Below are 17,651 nucleotides of genomic sequence, written 5' to 3' on the forward strand. Positions count from 1 at the left end.
CACTAAATAACATCTTTTTTCATTATTTCTCTTAAAACAGCAGTAGCATAAGAACCTTTATCAATTGAAAATTCGCATAAAACACCCTCGTCAGTTGGAATAGCTGATGCATCCCATACCTGGAACCTCATGGATCTTCTAAGACCATGGCTTCCCAAACGAGGCATTTTTGAAACTTCAAAGTCTTCTTTTGTAATATTATAATTTTTTAAAATATCTTTTTCCATCTCGCCAACATCACCATCAGCAAAAGGAACTTTTGTACCGTATAATGGACAAGTGGGACTGGCTTTGAAGTTATCTATCAATTCCTGAAATTCTTCAGAAGTTTTATCACGGACAATATGGTCTTCTGTGTCAATTACAATATCCCCTTCAACATACTTGTTGATTCCCATTTCAACCCTTTTGCTTACAGCTTCATTGAATAAATAAGATTGATAAGCATGAACAAACATTCTTTGTAATGGTTTTGGAAGTGCATGCAATGCATTCATGTAAGATTTGTCTGTTAATTCTCCTCTTTTTGACTCCCTAACCAATTCTTTAAGCATCATTTTTTCATAACGCATTCCTTTACCCATTAAATTAAGGGATTCTTCATAATTTCCATCATCATAGGCCTGTCTTGCCAACCGGTTTTCATCTGATTCATCCCCCTGAGGATTGCCAATATAAACTCCAACAGCTTTTTCGAGATTGTTTTCAACAAGGGCCTCCCCAACTAAATGAGTTATTGTTCTTGGTTTTCCAAATCTTTGCCATCCGAAGTAATTAGGAACCCCGGTTGATTGAAGCTCTTTTAAAACCTCATTTGCAATATCTACACTTTTTTCAATGTCATCCAAATCCTTAACAAGAATTTTGAATTTATTCCCTTTAAGCTGACCCATTCTGAGTTTTTTACGACCCCGAACAACTTTTAAAAAATCAGTTTTATAAATATCCAGGTTTTCAACTTGCTGGAATTGCTCCTCGGAATCCATATTTGCAATACAAATCCACTGGCGAGTAATGGCTTTTTTATCTTTCATTCCTGCAAAGCCCATTCTTTTTCTTGAAATATGCAAATCACGGGCAATATCTAAAACAACATCCAGAGTGGTTCTTCCTAACTTTTCAATCCACACATAAACATTAGGTCCTTCACCATCAGGAACGATTTCAGGAATTTCTTCAACGTAAAAATCTTCATATTGGTTTCTAATTGAGCCACCAATACCTTTTTGAGCTGTAACATAAGCATTAGCATTCAACATATTAATCACGGAAAATAATAATGCCCTGGCCGGGATTTGAACCCGGGGAATGGGATCCGCAGTCCCATGTGTTATCCAAACTACACCACCAGGGCTAAATAAAATAAGATAACATCTAACTATTTGCTTTTAATAGTATTTAATAATTACCATACCGATAAGGTATATGAATACTTGCCATATTCTCTTGTAGCTACTGAAACGTTATCTGCCTTAGCGTAATCTCCTGATTGAGATAATATTTCACCTTTTAATACGTTATTCTCACTAAATCTGTAATTATTTAAATCAAAGCTTTTAAATTTTTCTTTGGAAATTCCTGAAACTTCCTTAATTGATTTTTTTGAATTATTATTTTTTTCCAGGGTTTTAGAAATAGACCCAAGAAATGACCTGTCGGTGAAATTCACTTTCCCACTTAAAATTTCCATTATATCCTGAGCATTTCTGATGTTATGTGAATCATAAGAATAATCTGGACCAGGAATAGAAATGGCCGCATTCACAATTAAAAATACAATCAAAAGTAGAATTACGGCAAGAACAGCATCAATAATGTAGAAATATCCTTTTTCATCTAACATGAATGAAAATAGAATTTTGAAATATTAAAAAAATAGGGAAGAGTGCAAATATTAATTTGCACGAATATGATTAATCACTTTTTCTTTTTTAGCAATAGCTGCATCAGAAGCCTTTTGAACTTTTTCTTTCATCTCTTCAAAGTCTTCAGGAGTTGTCTCGCCAACCAACTTTTTAATTTTAGTATATGCTGCTTCTCTGAATAATGGAACGAGTTTTTCCTCACTGGAGTCTTCTTTAATTAAAATCGGTTCGCCAGAATTATTAACAACACCTATTTCAGATATTGCCACATTATATTTGGAAACGGCCTTTTTGATATCGCCGATAATTTCCGGAGGTGCTATTAACATTAATGAATCGGTTGAAACACCTAAAGGATCAATGTTTAAAGTTTCAAGCATATTTAATACATTTGGAGCAACCATGTCCCTGATTTCTTTTTCATAAAACTCCAATCCGACACCGGTCGTATTTGATATTTCATGAGCATCTCCTCTAAGCCCCCCATTTGTCACATCAGTCATTGCATGAATATCCTTTACCAAATCTGCTTCAAATAGAGCATGTGATGCCTGAACAAAGTTTACATTCATAGTATCCCATACAACATCAAAAAATCCATTGTATAGAGCAGTTGTTGTAATAGTTCCTCCACCGGAACCTTCAGTTAAAAGAATAACGTCCCCTTCCGTTGCTCCTTTCCTTGCAGTTGGAGGATAGTTTGAAACACCAACACTTCCCACGGCAGAAACAAATCTATCACCTAAAACCATGTCACCGCCGACACGCAATGTGCTTCCGGCCACAATAGGAACATCGACCAGTTCGGATACTGCCGCAACACCTGCTGTAAAGTCAAATATTTTAGCAACATCCCCGTCATCAGCCAAATGAACATCACTTAAAATTGCAACAGGATCTGCACCCATAACACAAACATCCCTAAGTGTTGCTCTTGTTACGTGAAAACCTCCTAAAAATGGATATTCGCTTAAACGTGAATGGATTCCATCAACAGCTGTCGTAATATAAACTTCATCATTGTTTGCTTTGGCTTTAACAACCCCTCCATCATCCTGTTCTGACGGATTTACAAGTGATGCTGTGTTGGTTGAAGAAACTATTTCTGCAATTTTTCTGTGAACAAAAAAGTCACCGGCTCCACGGGACCCTACTCCCATTTCACCCATTAAAACATCCGCCTTGTTAACATTGGCTATTTCTTTTAAAAATTCATCATTGCTTTCCTGCAATTTAAGAGTTGTTGAAACCTCATCAATAACAGCTTTTGCCATTTCAACAGAGTTTTCTTCAGAAATTTTCTTATATTCCCTAATTCTTACAGATAAAATACTCGCTAACTCATCATAATCATAATCATTAATTCTAGACCTTACAAAACCTTCAATATCCATGGTTATATCTCCAAATTAGTAAAATTCTTTAAAATTTTAAGACCAGCACTTCCACTTTTTTCTGGGTGGAACTGTGTTGAAAACAAGTTGTTCTGACTTAAACTAGCTACAATGTCTCCACCATAGTCACAAATACCTGCAATGATGCTTTCATCATCCGGAACAACATGATAAGAGTGTACAAAATAGAAAAATTCACCATCGGTTCCCTCCAATATTGGAGAATCATTAACTACCTTCAACTTATTCCAGCCCATATGAGGAATCTTAACATCCCCTGACAATAACTTGACATGACCTTTAAATAAATCCAGTCCTTTAATACCAATTGCTTCTTCACTTGAACTCATTAAAACTTGTTGGCCAAGACAAATTCCTAAAAACGGTTTGTCATCTGCAACATGTTCATGAATTACACCTTCAAATGGTCTTAAATTTTCCATTGCGCTTCCAAATGCACCTACACCCGGCAAAACCAGATAGTCACTATCTGAAATGACCTCCTCATCATCTGTAATCTGGTAATCAACGCCAATTTTTTTAAATCCGTTTGAAATACTTTTTAAATTTCCGCTTTTATAATCAATAATCGTAATCATTCGTCCAACCATCCAATTGTTGATCTAATCATACCACCAAAGTCAGAAAATACAATTTCATCAGTTCCTAGAGTTTTTGAGTGTGCATCGAGTTCTGCAACAACATGAGTAAATCCCAATTCTTTTAAAGGTTCCACTAAACGAGGCCCGTCAGTAATTGCAATGGATTCTGTGTCAAATTCTTCAATCGGAAATGCATGAGGAACGCCAAATACAACAATCAAATCCAAATCCTTATCTTTTAAGTATTCAGCCGCAATATTTCCTGTAATCGGATATTCATCAAGCCCGCCAGTAATATAATCAATATCCATTGGCAAGGCCTCCTTGATATTTCTTGCATGACCTCTGATTCTTTCAAGACCAATATTTTCATCAAGATTTGCAACAATAATAGGTTTATTATCCCCAATTTCTTTATAATCAAAATTGATAATATCTGCAAATAAAAATGAAGTTTCTTTTTTGGCGTTGTGAACAAAAGCTACATTTTTACCATCCCTAATAGCTTCGACGACGATTTTAGCAACTTTTTCTTTGGAGTCGCCAAAGTCAGGTTTAATGTATTTCCCTTGTGCCATTCCACGAGTTTTTTCAACTTCAGTAGCTTTTTCAAGCATTCTAATTTGTCTATCAGCTTCTTCCTGTAGGATAACACCACATTCTACTGCCGATTCTAAAACCATAATTGCACCAACAGTATTATCCCCTTCACCAGATCCTCCGTGAGATTCAACAGGTATGACAGTACATGGCAAATCAGCATTAGAAATAGCTTCTTTTAAATCTTCACCAATAATCATACTTGCACAAGTGCCTACAACACCCATTAAATCTGGATTGAACATGTCATAAGCTTTAATTAAAGTTTCTTCAAGCTTTTCGCCGGCTCCTAAAATAAAATCATTTTCAGCCATTGCAGTTGTTAAGACTCTCACCCCGTCACTTTCTAAAAGTCTTCCTGTTCTAAAACAACAACCATTAGGCCCGTGCATAATTATAACATCAACATTCATGTCTCTTAAAGTATAAAGAGATGCTGCAATTGGACTTGGTCTTGGATGCATATCTTTTTCACCTAATAATAAATTTAACAAATAATTATTTAAAATTCTTAATTAATATAATTATACAATTGACAGAAAAGGGATTTAATATGAAACTTGACAAAAAAATTTTAGAGGAAAAAATCAGGCAGTATAGGGAATCTAAAAGCTGTTCTGAATCAACATTAACAGGCCTGTGTGAAGTGGCGGAACTCCCTATAAGTCAGGGCGAAATGACCACAATAGCTTGCGGGTTTGCAGGAGGAATCGGAGGAACATTTGATGAAGGAACATGCGGTGCCCTTACCGGTGCTTTAATGGCAAACGGATTGGCTTTAGATGACTGTGAAAAAATAAAAAATAATGCAAAAGAAATATTCAAGACATTTAAAGAAGAATATGGAAGCGTGTGCTGCGGTACAATAACCAGCAATGGAGAAGATAAATCCCAATGCGTTGACTGCTGTGTATTCATTGCAAATAAGCTTGCAGATTTGTGGGGCGAATAAGAAAAACCTCCATAATGATTAAATAATGCAACAAATACTATTTTCTATAAGTTTTCTAATATAAGTTTTAAAAGTGTAGTTTTCAATTTTTTTAAATTGCACATTGATTTAAAAAAGCAATGTGTAATAACATAATTTTTAATGATATTTTGAATATTTTATACAAAAGCTGTTGAAAATATCCAATAATTACAGATTTATAAATAGGATGAAGTTAATAACAAAATATATATAACATAGGATGTGTTATTTATGGATGCCGTTACCAAAGAAAAATTGAAATTAGCTCAAAGATTCAGAAAAGAAAACCGGAATGATGAAGCAGAAGATATTTTCAGAGAATTTTGGCAAACTTCACCTAAAGATTTCTCTGAATTTAATAAAACTACTTTTAGTTGGATTTTATACAACAAATACATTAAAAATAATGAAAATATTGATGAAATTGTTGAAAATGGAGAGTTAATTACAAAGCTTAAAAAACAAGAAGACCAAACAAAAAACAGCAAATATCCATGCCCATACACTTTGGCTGTTTTAAAAGTCCTTGAAGCATTAAATAAAAATAATGACTTTGAAGAAGTGATGATGTGGGCCGAAACACTTAATCCTGATTATTTAAGTTCAAAAGCCATTGATTTTAATGGTAGAAAATACCCTTCCAATAAAGAGAAATATTACAGTCAATTAACCAAAGCTCTTTTAAAGCTTGATGATGTTGATGCCTGTTATGAATTATCAAAAGAGGCACTCCAATTAGATGAGTTAACTGATGAGATTTGGTTTAAATGGAGATTGGCAAAGTGTGCAAATGAAATTGGAGAATATGACGAGGCAATCGGATATCTTAAAGAAATTATAACCAAAAAGCAAGATTGGTATATTAAAGCTGAAATTGCAAATAGCTATTATTTCAAAGGAGATTTTGAAAACTCATTATCTTATGCAATTGATGCTGCTCTAACCACTGCTCCAAGTGAAAGTAAAGTAAACGTTTATTCATTGATTGCTGATTTAATTGAAGATGAATATCCCGAAGAGGCCATGCAGAACAGATATTTGGAATACAGCATTAGACTTAAAAAACAATGGAAAATCGATGACAGGCTAACTGAAAAAATTGAAAATGCAGGTCTCGATACTGAAAATAAGGAATATCTAAAAATTGAAAACAATCTTAAAAATTTCTGGAATGATTTAAAATATAAAAATCAGGAAATCCATTATGGAATAATAAGTAAAATATTGCCTCATGGAAAAGCAGGATTCATCCAAAGTGAAGAGGGCAACTCTTATTTCTTTAAAAAATATGAATTTAAAGGGAATATGAATCAGTTTAGAGAAATGACAAGCGTTAGTTTCTACCTTAAAGAAGGATATGACAAATCCAAAAACGAAGTAAAAATGAATGCCGTAAACATCAATACCATTTAAGAATGTACTGTTTGTCTAAAAAAACAAATAGATAATGCAAAAATAGATTATGCTGAAGATTACTGCAGTACCCATAACGATAGCATATATATGCTTAAAGCTTATAAATTAAATCTGAAAAGTGGTTTTGTGTTTTTATATTTAATTATAATTTTTATAACACTTTTAATTCCAGTTATAATTTATTTAATGTACGGTCGTGAAGAATTCCATGAAACCGGCATAATCTATCAAGGGAATTGCCAACACATGACAATCCAGTAATTGTTAATGCAATATGTTGTGATGATGAAATCATAGTTGGAATACCCCATTTGTATGGATTTAATGCCGGAATGTATGAATTAGTTCGAAAAGGTTTTTTGGAGTTTGTCGAATATGAGAAAAATATTATTTTTAAAATTAATTATAAATATCTTGAGCTTCACAAATCCGAATTATCAAGCTTTGAAATAGAAATGATAGAAATATTTGAAGAATTTGGTGAAAACTGCATTGTTCAGTTTGAAAATGTTAAGAAAAATCAATTCCAAATTCACTTTAGAAGTTGGCAGTTATCAGTATATAACTATTTAAATGACACCAATGAATTAAAAAAATATTACATATCCAAAGGTACAGATATCGCATTAGGAGAAATGAACAGGACGGCACCTCCAAAGTTATTCTAGTCAGAAATGGGCAAATTAATGGATTAATAAAAAGTTTAAACTGAAAATCTAAACTCCATCAAAAATAAACAATAAAAGCAAAGATTAAAATGCCGCAGGATAATTAATTAATCTGATTATTCTGCATCTTCATCTAAAGTTTCTAAAAGAAAACTTACCGGCCTAAATCCGTCATTACATGAAATCATTGCAGATTTTTTATTCTTCATCCAACCATCATAAAAATCACTGGCTCCGTTAGCTAGAGCCATTACAAAAGGTGAAAGACTCTCCCATGCACTATCACAGAAATTATCCGGTTTTAACCAACCGTTTGCAATGAAAACTTGCCCTTCTTCAACATCACATTCATGTTCCAGAGGATTTTCATATTCCTCAATTAAATCATCATGCCTAACTTTTCTCATGACTGTAATCCTTACCTTTTTCATGACAAATCCCCGTTTGCCTTTAATATTTTTTATATTCGGCATTGCATCTCATAATTCTTATCATGACATGATTTAATCCGTTGCTGAAATTTAACTTTAAATCTTTTTGCCTTCTTTTTAAAAATTTAAGAAAAGTTTCAGTTGTAGGTAAAACTCTTTTTAAAATAGAAAAAATGAAGTATACTTAAAATATTTTCCTAAAAAAGAATTTAACCTCTTGTTACAATACTGATTATATCCCCGTCTTTTAGTTCATAATCACTAGCTACACGCATTTTTTTTCTTGCATCAACTGCATGCATGAATTTATCACCAATATCAGTGTGTACAATGTATGCAAGTTCCCTTGGAGTTGTTCCGCTTGGAACTAAAAAACCATCCGGCAAAACATTGCCTTTTTGATCTGTGTATTTGTTTTCGTCCTGAACTGGATAAACAACTATTCTATTCAATAATTCGAAAATACCATAATTTAGAGCATCCTGAACTCCAGTACTTCCATATTTATCTAAAATGCTGGTTTGAATATATTCAAGTGCTTTAAGCTGATTAGGATTTAACTTATCAGACTGTAAAATTTCAAAATGGTCATCACCTGAAACATATGAAATTAAACCTGCTTCTGCTGCTTTAACAAGTGCTATTTCAGATTCTGCTGAAGTCGGAATCACATTAGGATATTTTTCTTTAATTCTTTCAATATTTTTAGCTGAGGTTGGCAGATCTGCTTTGTTTGCAATAATCATCATTGGTTTGGCAATTTTTAAAATATTCCTTGTTAAGTCAATTAAATCTTGTTCTTCCCATTTATTATAATCAGGTTCAATATTTCTTTTAGCCTCAATAATATCTTCAATAGCTATTCCAGTACCTGACAGTTGGTCAAATAATACTTTTGCAATATCCAAATGTTCTGCACCAACCTTTCTTACAAGCCTTACCCAATTTCTTGATAAAATTCCATACATCCACATTACAATTTCCTCTTCCAAAAATTGAATGTCTTCTAATGGATCATGACTTCCGGCATCAACAGGATTTCCTTCAATATCTGTTGAACCTGAAGCATCGATAACATGGATAAATACTTTAGCTTGCATTAAATCATCTAAAAATTTGTTACCTAATCCTTTTCCTTCATGAGCCCCAGGAACTAGTCCCGCAACATCAATTAATTCAATAGGCAACAATCTTTTCCCATCTATACAGATTGAATTGTGAGGATTACAGGTAACTTCTAACTCTTTACATGGACAATCCTTAATTACATGAGCAACAGCTTTATTGGCATCGATTGTTGTAAATGGATAATTCGCCATTTCTACTGCAGATGCTGTTGCTGAATTAAAAAAAGAGGATTTTCCTACATTCGGTTTTCCACAAACTGCAATTTGAAGCATAATAATCACTTAATAATTAATAACATCTTAATGTTTGTATTTAAAATTATAAATAGTTTCAGAGTGCAATATACTATTCAATGAATAATGATGATATTGACCGCCCGCAGGCTATGAAAATCCGTCAAGGAATTCAGGACGCAATAACCTATTCCCTTCCGGATAAAAAGTTTAAACCTGAAAAAATCGATTTAGTGGAAATTGATTTGGAAGTGGACAATCTCGGTTGGAATTTTCATAATTTCAGGGTTTTGAATTTAACGGACATTCATTTAGGCCAATGGATTAATCCGGAATACCTTGATGAACTTGTCAATTATGTCAATAGCTTAAATATCGATTTAATTACATTGACCGGAGATTATTTTTCATATGTGACAGATGGCTATGAAAAATCCTTAGAAAATTCATTTAAAAAATTAAAGGCAAAAAATGGCAAATTTGGCGTTTTGGGAAATCATGACCATTGGATGGGTGCTTCAAAGGTCAGAAGAATTTTTAAAGAGTCAGAAGTTGTGGATTTAAGCAATGATGTCCACACCCTTGAAAAAAATGGTGATTTTTTAAACATGTGTGGTGTTGATTCCTGTACTGTTTGTGCAGATAATCTGAATAAGGTAATATCTAAAATAAAAGATGATACTCCAAGCATTTTGCTTTCCCACGAACCGGATTTTGCAACAGAATCATCCAAAACAAATAAATTTGATCTGCAAATTTCAGGCCATTCACATGGAGGGCAGTTCATAATTCCAAAAGTTGAAACAACACCTTTTAGAGGTCCGAACTCTAGAAAATTCCCTGTTGGCCTTTATAAAGTTGGAAATATGATGCAATATACAAGTAAAGGACTTGGAACCAATTCGTTTAGAATGAGGATTAACTGTAAACCTGAAATTACAATAATCACATTAAAAACAAATAAAAAGCAGAAAATAGAGATAGAATGAAAAAATATGACTTTACATCCTATATAAAATCCACAACAACATTGATTTTACTTATTATAACCAACATTATAGTCATTATAGGAATGACTTACTTATGTGGAGATTTCACCATTGGGAAATGGTATAATGCATTTTTTATTGTAATAGCAATAACAATAACCAATACCCTCCTCTGGCCTGTTTTTCAAAAATTTTTCATGAAATTCATGATTATGACATTAGGCATTGGTGCATTATTCATCAATGCTTTAATCTTTTATATTGCCTGCTATTTTATTCCAAATGTAAGTGTTGGATTTTACGCAGCAGTTGAAGTTCCAATAGTTCTCTCAATTGCCATTACTTTTGTCATGAACATAACACACACAAACTATTACAACAGATATGTCAGAAATATTTTAAAATATGTCGGTGATGAAAAGAGAGACGGGAAAAAATATTCCGGAGTCATAATGCTTGAAATCGACGGATTATCCATAAATATTTTAAAAAAAGCCATCGATAAAAATATCATGCCGACAATAAAAAGCTGGATAGATACAAATTCCCATTGTCTAAAAGAATGGGAAACTGATTTGTCTTCGCAAACAGGAGCAAGTCAGGCAGGAATATTGCACGGAAATAATGAAGATATTGTGGCGTATAGATGGGTTGAAAAAGAAAACAACAATCGCATTCTTGTATCTGGAAAATTAAGTCATGCCCCGTTAATAGAAAAAAGAATCAGTAACGGAGAGGGATTGCTTGTAGATGGAATAAGCATCAGCAACATGTTTTCAGGAGACAGCAAAAACGCGCCTTTAACATCATCAAGATTGGGAAGCATGTCCAGAATCCATAATAAAACGCTCCACACAATATTTTTAGATTCTTACAATTTCCAAAGAATTTTTGTATTGTTTTTATGTGACATTTTAGTTGAGTTAAAATCTCAGCTAAAACATCTAATAAAGAATGTGCACCCCAGACTTAGAAGGACAATTGTTTATGCGGCAGTAAGAGCAGGAGCAAATGTTGTGCTTAGGGAGGTTGCAACTGAAATATTAACTGCTGAAATATTAAAAGGAGAAACTGATACTGCATATGCAACATTTATGGGTTATGATGAAATAGCCCACCATTCAGGAACAGAAGATGAAGATGTGTGGCCTGTTCTAAAACAAATTGACCTGCAATTCAAAAGGCTTGCTTCCGCAGTAGAAATGAGTGACAGAGACTATAAACTTGTTATTCTATCAGACCATGGCCAGAGCAATGGTGCAACCTTTAAGCAAAGATATGGCATCAGTCTTGGAAATTATGTTAGAAGACTGCTTCCAGATGATTTGAAAATGTATAGAAGCGAATATAATGTCGACCACTTCAGGGATGCGTTTTTATCAGAAAATGAACAGCTGAAAAACATCAAAGAAAAAATGGAAAATATCCGTGACGATTTATTTGAAGACAATACATATATTCAGACTATCAGAGAAGAGCTTGAAAATAAAAAGCCAGCAATCATTTTTGAAAATGAAAAATACCTAAATTTAAGAAAAAAATATTCAAACAGTTTAGAATACATCACAGGATATGAAAGCATTGAACAAAGCACTAAAAAAGCTAAAGATTCAGAGTTAATCGTTTTAGGATCTGGAAATCTTGGATTGATATACTTTACCCAATGGAAACAACGTTTAAACTATGAAGAAATCGTAATGCTATTTCCCGAATTAATACCTGGCCTTGTAAAACATCCCGGAGTCGGATTTATCTTAGTTAATTCACTGTCCAATGGAGGGATGATTATCGGGCAAGACGGAATCTACTACTTGGATACAGATAATGTTGTTGGAGAAAATCCGCTAGCCAACTACGGTAAAAATGCTGCAATCCATTTAAAAAGACAGAATTCATTTAATAACCTGCCTGACATAATGGTCAATAGTTTTTATGATGAAAAATGTGGAGAAGTTTGTGCTTTTGAAGAATTAATTGGAAGCCATGGCGGTCTTGGAGGAGACCAAACAAAACCGTTTATCTTATATCCTTCACAGTGGGAAGCGCCTGAAGAGTTAATTGGTGCTTCATCAATATATGAATTCCTAAAAAATGAAATAGAAAATTTAAAATCTTAAAATTTAAGTTATAATAATTAAATAATAATATAATAAAACTTTAAAATGATGATAAAATGAGTGGAAAAATCTATATTGTCGGAATTGGTCCTGGCGCATCCGAATATTTAACTAAAAAAGCGGTTGACAGTGTTAAATCAAGTGATTATACCGTTGGAAGTACAAGGGCAATTGAGTTATTTGATGATGTTCAAAATAAAATTGCATTTAATGTAAAAGATCTGTTGGACAAATTGGAAGAAGGAGTTCAGCTAGCCTGTGATGGAAATACCGTGTCCATATTATCCACCGGAGATCCTGGTTTTTCAGGCGTTTTAAATACTGTTTTGAGAATTTCAAAAGAAAAAGGATTTTCAAAAGAAAATATTGAAGTGGTTCCAGGAATTAGTTCACTGCAGCTTGCAGCGGCAAAATGCCATATCCAATGGGACAGTGCCAACGTAATGACATTTCACGGCAGAGAAAATATAGACGAGATTTTGTCAGTTATTAACAATGAAAAAACCACAATCGCTCTTCCTTCAAGAAAAGTAAGAGACATGGCCCAATTTTTACTTGACAATGGAGTTGAAGAAGACAGAAAAGTTGTAGTCTGTGAAAGGTTAAGTTACCCTGATGAAAAGATTGTAGAGGCTACTTTAAAAGACATTGCTGAGAGTGAATTTACCTATATGTGCATTATGGTAATTTATTAGAATAATTTACCCTCAAAAATCATTTTAAAAGTCATTTACCATTTGTTTTTAAAATCAAAGTTTATATATTTCATAATATCAAATTTTAATCGTCGATGAGACTTCAAATAAGGTAGATATTATGAAATTGAAAATAAACACCATATGTTTCATTTTCTTATTTCTTTTTTTAATTTCTGCAGTATCGGCAGCGAATATTGAAAATGAAACAGAAACAAACCTACAACAACCAAATCCAAATCAGGATTTATGTAAAATAAGCATTGAAAACGATTATGAAAAACTAAAAATAAGTAATGATGAGACTGAAATATTAAAAGCCACATCACCAACTAAAACCAAAGAAAAAATTACAATAACTGCTTCTAATTTGAAAATGTATTATAAAGACGGAAGCAAGTTCAAAATAAGTCTAAAAGACAAAAATAAAAAGCCAATAGCCAAAGCAAAAATATCTTTTACAATAAATGGCAAGACATATAGTAAAAATACCAACGGCAAGGGAATTGCCTATCTTGATATAAATTTGAAAAGTGGAAATTATTCCATTTTAACAAAATTTGCAGGAACGGGCAAATATTCTGCAACATCTAAAAAAAACACGATTGATGTTAAAAGCACAATAAAATGCAGCAATTTTAAAAAATATTATACAAACACTGCACAATATTCATCTACTTTTTATAACCAAAAGGGAAATGTGCTGAAAAATACTGCGATTAAATTTAAAGTAAATAACAAATATTATTCTGTTAAAACCAACAAGTACGGCGTTGCCAAATTAGCAATTAATTTAAAGCCAGGAACATACACCATTTATTCTGTTAATCCGAAAACAGCAGAAACCGTGTCAAAAACCCTCACAGTAAAATCATTGATTGAAACTGATGATTTAAAAATTAATGAGAATTGCGTCGGCAAATTCAATGTGAAAGTTCTAAGCAATACCGGAAAAGTTTCTCCTAACCAAAAAGTTAAATTGACTGTTAATGGAAAAAGCTATACAAAAACAACAAATAAAAATGGTATCGCAACATTAGACATACACCTAAAAGCCGGAACATACTCCATATCCACAGAATACAGTGGTCTTAGGAATATAAACAAAATTTACATAAAAGCCATAAAACTAAGTAAGTTTACACATACAACATCAATACCAAATTATGTTAATGTTACAACAGACTATGTTTTTAACAATTCAAAATACTGTTTAAAAAGTGGAAGCAACGGCATTATAAAAATGCCTAAAAGAGAAGTATTTGAAATTGAAATTGGGGAAAAATGTTATACATTTTCAACAACAAGCATTAACGGAATAGATTCCATAGAACTGAAAGACAAACATAGCTATTTAATACCTTTTGACGGAAGCGGCATCAAGATTAATACAGGCACAACCAATCCAATAGGCGATGGAATCATAATCGCCAAATTTAAGGATTATACCCAAATCACTTATCAAAGCAAGACTAAAAACAATACTGCATTATTCGGATTTTATGCAGGTAAAGGAACAGACAACAGCGAAAAACTAACATATATGGAAAATGAAAATATAATCGCCAGAGTAAGCTTTCAAACATTAAGTTTTGATGAATTGGGACTTAAATACACTCTTTCAAAACAATATGGAAAACCAGTAAGCGATTTCAATTATAAAAGCTATGAAGAAATAACCAACAACAATACCAAATCAATTAAATTTGCAGATACAGGAACTGCAGTTACCTTTAGTTATTTTGGAAAATCAATAGCAGGTTATATATCTAAAGAAGGCATCATCACAAAATTTAAAGTTGATGAAAAAGAAGAACTTGAAAAGAAAGAAAGCATAAGTTACGGACTTGACAAATACTATCGAAAAACATTAGAATTTGAAGTTTTGCAGACATATACCATTATAAATGAAAAAATAACAGAAGACATTTTAGACAATTGGCTTTCAAAAAGTTCAACCTATTTAAATAGATTCGGAGTGATGAATGTTTACGGAATGCATTTAGCATCACTTGAAGTAGCTTGGCTTGCAGATGCTTTTGCCGATGATTATTCTAAAGAATTTAAAGTAAAATGGGAGAGAAGCAATACACTAACAATACTGGGTGGAATAAACTTACAGGACACATATTTAAACATTTTAAATGCAGACATGGGAATGAAAGTAACAGGCAATAAAAACAATACAATCCTATTTAAGCTAATCAATTCCATCAATCTGCCGAATATAGAAGATTACGTCCTTATAAATGTTGCCGAGAGATACTTTGACAAAAGTTCAAATTCACTTTCCAACATGTTTTCAGCCGTTTCAAAAAATAATTACAGCATCGCACAGTTAGGAGATATGATTTATATTTTCTCAGACGTTAATGGCAAGTCTGCAATAATCCTAAACACAACAAGTGGCGTATCAAATGTTGTATTGGCTCAAGACTCGGTTTATAAAGGATCAGCGATATCAACTTCCAAGGACTGCTGCTCTGTTGGAATAATGCCAAAAGACATAATTGCAGGAATAAGAAACACATTCAAGTTTGCATCACCGGTAAAGCAACTGACTGAGAAATTCAATAAAATACATCCATTAACCAAAATAACGTATCACTTATCAGTTGCACTTTTGTCAAAAACATTAACAGGAGCATCAGCTGCAGGTTTAGGACTGTTAACTGCAATGGCAGCCATACAAACCGGAGGCACAATATATAAAGATGGAATGGTTGATGAAAAAGATTGGCATAAAGTTATGGACAAATATACCTTTACACGACCGGGATATTTGCAATCCAAAAAAGTCTATAACATCCCAAATAAAAAAGGAGGATATGACTACATTGAAGTAAAAATCAAAGGTGACATGACCTTAGACAGAGACAGTGCAATCTACATCAGTGAAGGAAAAACAAAACAGTTAAGTAAATCAGAAACATATCAATATTTTACTGATGAATACTGGACACCATTTAGTGTTCCTAAAAAATATTGGGATGAAAGCTGGAAAAGGTGATAAAAATTAAAGAACCCAAACACATGATTCCTATAATTTTGATATTTATCATATTGCTGACAATAACGCTTGTCTACCAATACGAAAGATTATGGGAATTATTACTTGCAATATGTGTTGTTTATACAGCAATTACTGCTCTAAATAATAATGAAACAGCAAACGAACGAATAAAAAATACACATATTTCAGTGAAAATATTATTCATATTAGCTGTAATAACAGGAATATGTGAAGTAGTTATTGGCTATCCCCTTATTACTTCAATAGCACTGTTAACACTAGCACTTTTCCTTGATATTGTATTTAATAAAAAATGAGAAATTAAAAGTTAAAATAAACAATTTATTTTAACTTATTTATTTTTTAAAGCTGAATAGCTTCTTGAACAACTTCGTCGTTGTCTTCGCCCTCATATAAAATATGGGCTAATTTCAGCAACTTATCCAAACCTTTAACTTCATCCTTAAATAGAGGCACCTCAGCAATATGCTGGTCTTGGAATTTTTGGTCAATTAAAGCCAAGCGTTTTTGTTGTAATTTATGTCTGGAGTGGCAGAAATCACAGTCGCAAATATCAGGCATTACCTGATTTACAATAACACTGTCAACAGTAATATCATATTTACCGAGAGCTTCCAATGCCCTTTCAGATTCATAAATTGACATCTCTTCCGGGATTACGACCATTTTAAATGTTGTCCTATCAGGATCGGACAAAACTGTTTTTGCCTTATCGATTTGTTCTTTAGTTCTTTTTAAATCTTCAGAAGTTTTAGGATCATCAACCGCCTCCATAAACGGCATGATTTTCTTTAAAGCATTTGTTGCAGAACCCAATTTTGTTTTAAGCATTATCATTTTACCTACCCATGAATCCATTACTTCAGGAAATGACAATAATCTTAAAGTGTGACCGGTTGGTGCAGTATCGAATACAACAACATCATATTCGTCAGAATTCATTACATTCATAAACATTTCAAATGCAGCCGCCTCATCAGCACCCGGTGAGGAAGACGCCATGTCCAGTTGATCTGATAAAAAGTCCATACCCAACAAACCACCCTCGTCAGGATTGGATGCTTTTTGAGCTTCCAATTGCGCCTGTTTTTGAGCCATCGCTTCATCAGGGTCAATTTCAACAGCAAACAAGTTAGTTTTAATCTCACGAGGATAACTTCCTATTGGCATTTCCAATGAATCAGCCAATGAATGTGCAGGGTCAGTTGATACAATTAATGTTTTTTTACCTTGTTCAGACAACCATAATGCAGTAGCAGAAGAAACAGAAGTTTTTCCAACCCCTCCTTTACCACCAACGAAAATAAATGTTGTTTTATCTTTATTAAAATTAAAATAATCTTTAAATGCCAAGCAATTTACCTCCTTAATAAAATTACTTTTAGAGTAGTTTAAATCCCATATACTTACCACCCACGCGCTTTTTCAGATGAAATTGGCAATTTTTGGCAACCATATGATTTAATTAAACTTACTTTTGGTTACTAAATGATATTTAATGTTTTA

Annotated in this window: 16 protein-coding genes and 1 tRNA gene; 8 read left to right on the top strand and 9 right to left on the bottom strand. The window is 32.9% G+C overall.

Annotated features, from left to right (window positions below):
• Window positions 1-2: 2 nt before the first annotated feature.
• The 6 genes from truD to cfbD all read right to left on the bottom strand — a co-directional run bounded on the left by truD (window position 3) and on the right by cfbD (window position 4,925).
• Entirely contained in the window at window positions 3-1,259 is a 1,257-nt protein-coding gene (gene truD / locus Q4Q16_RS01150; protein WP_303345575.1) for a tRNA pseudouridine(13) synthase TruD, read from the bottom strand.
• A 21-nt stretch (window positions 1,260-1,280) separates the two neighbouring features.
• Window positions 1,281-1,354: transfer RNA gene (locus tag Q4Q16_RS01155), tRNA-Arg, on the bottom strand.
• Between the two features lie 51 nt (window positions 1,355-1,405).
• Window positions 1,406-1,843: a hypothetical protein gene (locus tag Q4Q16_RS01160; RefSeq protein ID WP_303345577.1), complete on the bottom strand. Its 438-nt coding sequence runs from the start codon at window positions 1,841-1,843 to the stop codon at window positions 1,406-1,408.
• Between the two features lie 51 nt (window positions 1,844-1,894).
• Complete coding sequence (locus tag Q4Q16_RS01165; protein ID WP_303345579.1) at window positions 1,895-3,259, bottom strand: AIR synthase-related protein; 1,365 nt, start codon at window positions 3,257-3,259, stop codon at window positions 1,895-1,897.
• Window positions 3,260-3,261: 2 nt separating this feature from the next.
• Window positions 3,262-3,858: an imidazole glycerol phosphate synthase subunit HisH gene (hisH, locus tag Q4Q16_RS01170; RefSeq protein WP_303345580.1), complete on the bottom strand. Its 597-nt coding sequence runs from the start codon at window positions 3,856-3,858 to the stop codon at window positions 3,262-3,264.
• A complete protein-coding gene (cfbD, locus tag Q4Q16_RS01175) occupies window positions 3,855-4,925 on the bottom strand; it encodes a Ni-sirohydrochlorin a,c-diamide reductive cyclase catalytic subunit (RefSeq protein ID WP_303345582.1) in 1,071 nt (356 codons plus the stop codon). The genes hisH and cfbD overlap by 4 nt, the downstream gene beginning before the upstream one ends.
• 89 nt (window positions 4,926-5,014) lie before the next feature.
• Here cfbD and Q4Q16_RS01180 point away from each other — a divergent pair, with 89 nt between their 5' ends.
• The 3 genes from Q4Q16_RS01180 to Q4Q16_RS01190 all read left to right on the top strand — a co-directional run bounded on the left by Q4Q16_RS01180 (window position 5,015) and on the right by Q4Q16_RS01190 (window position 7,518).
• Window positions 5,015-5,413, top strand: a complete 399-nt coding sequence (locus Q4Q16_RS01180; protein WP_303345584.1) for a C-GCAxxG-C-C family protein — start codon at window positions 5,015-5,017, stop codon at window positions 5,411-5,413.
• A gap of 252 nt (window positions 5,414-5,665) precedes the next feature.
• A complete protein-coding gene (locus Q4Q16_RS01185) occupies window positions 5,666-6,847 on the top strand; it encodes a lipopolysaccharide assembly protein LapB (RefSeq protein ID WP_303345586.1) in 1,182 nt (393 codons plus the stop codon).
• Between the two features lie 239 nt (window positions 6,848-7,086).
• Window positions 7,087-7,518 carry a hypothetical protein gene (locus Q4Q16_RS01190; RefSeq protein ID WP_303345588.1) on the top strand — a complete coding sequence of 144 codons (432 nt, stop codon included), beginning with the start codon at window positions 7,087-7,089 and terminating at the stop codon, window positions 7,516-7,518.
• Between the two features lie 116 nt (window positions 7,519-7,634).
• On the opposite strand, the gene Q4Q16_RS01195 is transcribed toward Q4Q16_RS01190, so the two are convergent.
• Entirely contained in the window at window positions 7,635-7,991 is a 357-nt protein-coding gene (locus Q4Q16_RS01195) for a TIGR04076 family protein (RefSeq protein WP_303345590.1), read from the bottom strand.
• A gap of 167 nt (window positions 7,992-8,158) precedes the next feature.
• Window positions 8,159-9,349, bottom strand: a complete 1,191-nt coding sequence (locus Q4Q16_RS01200; RefSeq protein ID WP_303345592.1) for a redox-regulated ATPase YchF — start codon at window positions 9,347-9,349, stop codon at window positions 8,159-8,161.
• 80 nt (window positions 9,350-9,429) lie between these two features.
• On the opposite strand from Q4Q16_RS01200, the gene Q4Q16_RS01205 reads away from it, so the two are divergent.
• From Q4Q16_RS01205 to Q4Q16_RS01225, 5 genes are all read left to right on the top strand, one after another.
• The gene (locus Q4Q16_RS01205) at window positions 9,430-10,299 is read left to right on the top strand and encodes a metallophosphoesterase (RefSeq protein WP_303345594.1); all 870 of its coding nucleotides are present in this window, start codon (window positions 9,430-9,432) and stop codon (window positions 10,297-10,299) included.
• Window positions 10,296-12,416 (top strand): phage holin family protein, encoded by a 2,121-nt coding sequence (locus tag Q4Q16_RS01210; protein WP_303345595.1) that lies wholly within the window; start codon window positions 10,296-10,298, stop codon window positions 12,414-12,416. Before Q4Q16_RS01205 ends, Q4Q16_RS01210 begins: the two co-directional genes overlap by 4 nt.
• A gap of 56 nt (window positions 12,417-12,472) precedes the next feature.
• Complete coding sequence (locus tag Q4Q16_RS01215) at window positions 12,473-13,111, top strand: cobalt-precorrin-7 (C(5))-methyltransferase (protein WP_303345596.1); 639 nt, start codon at window positions 12,473-12,475, stop codon at window positions 13,109-13,111.
• Between the two features lie 121 nt (window positions 13,112-13,232).
• Window positions 13,233-16,121, top strand: a complete 2,889-nt coding sequence (locus Q4Q16_RS01220; protein ID WP_303345598.1) for a hypothetical protein — start codon at window positions 13,233-13,235, stop codon at window positions 16,119-16,121.
• Window positions 16,118-16,441 carry a hypothetical protein gene (locus Q4Q16_RS01225; protein WP_303345600.1) on the top strand — a complete coding sequence of 108 codons (324 nt, stop codon included), beginning with the start codon at window positions 16,118-16,120 and terminating at the stop codon, window positions 16,439-16,441. Before Q4Q16_RS01220 ends, Q4Q16_RS01225 begins: the two co-directional genes overlap by 4 nt.
• 46 nt (window positions 16,442-16,487) lie before the next feature.
• Here Q4Q16_RS01225 and Q4Q16_RS01230 read toward each other — a convergent pair whose 3' ends face one another.
• A complete protein-coding gene (locus Q4Q16_RS01230; protein WP_303345601.1) occupies window positions 16,488-17,498 on the bottom strand; it encodes an ArsA family ATPase in 1,011 nt (336 codons plus the stop codon).
• Window positions 17,499-17,651: the final 153 nt, after the last annotated feature.

This window comes from Methanobrevibacter sp. (genome assembly GCF_030539875.1).
Lineage (GTDB): Archaea > Methanobacteriota > Methanobacteria > Methanobacteriales > Methanobacteriaceae > Methanocatella.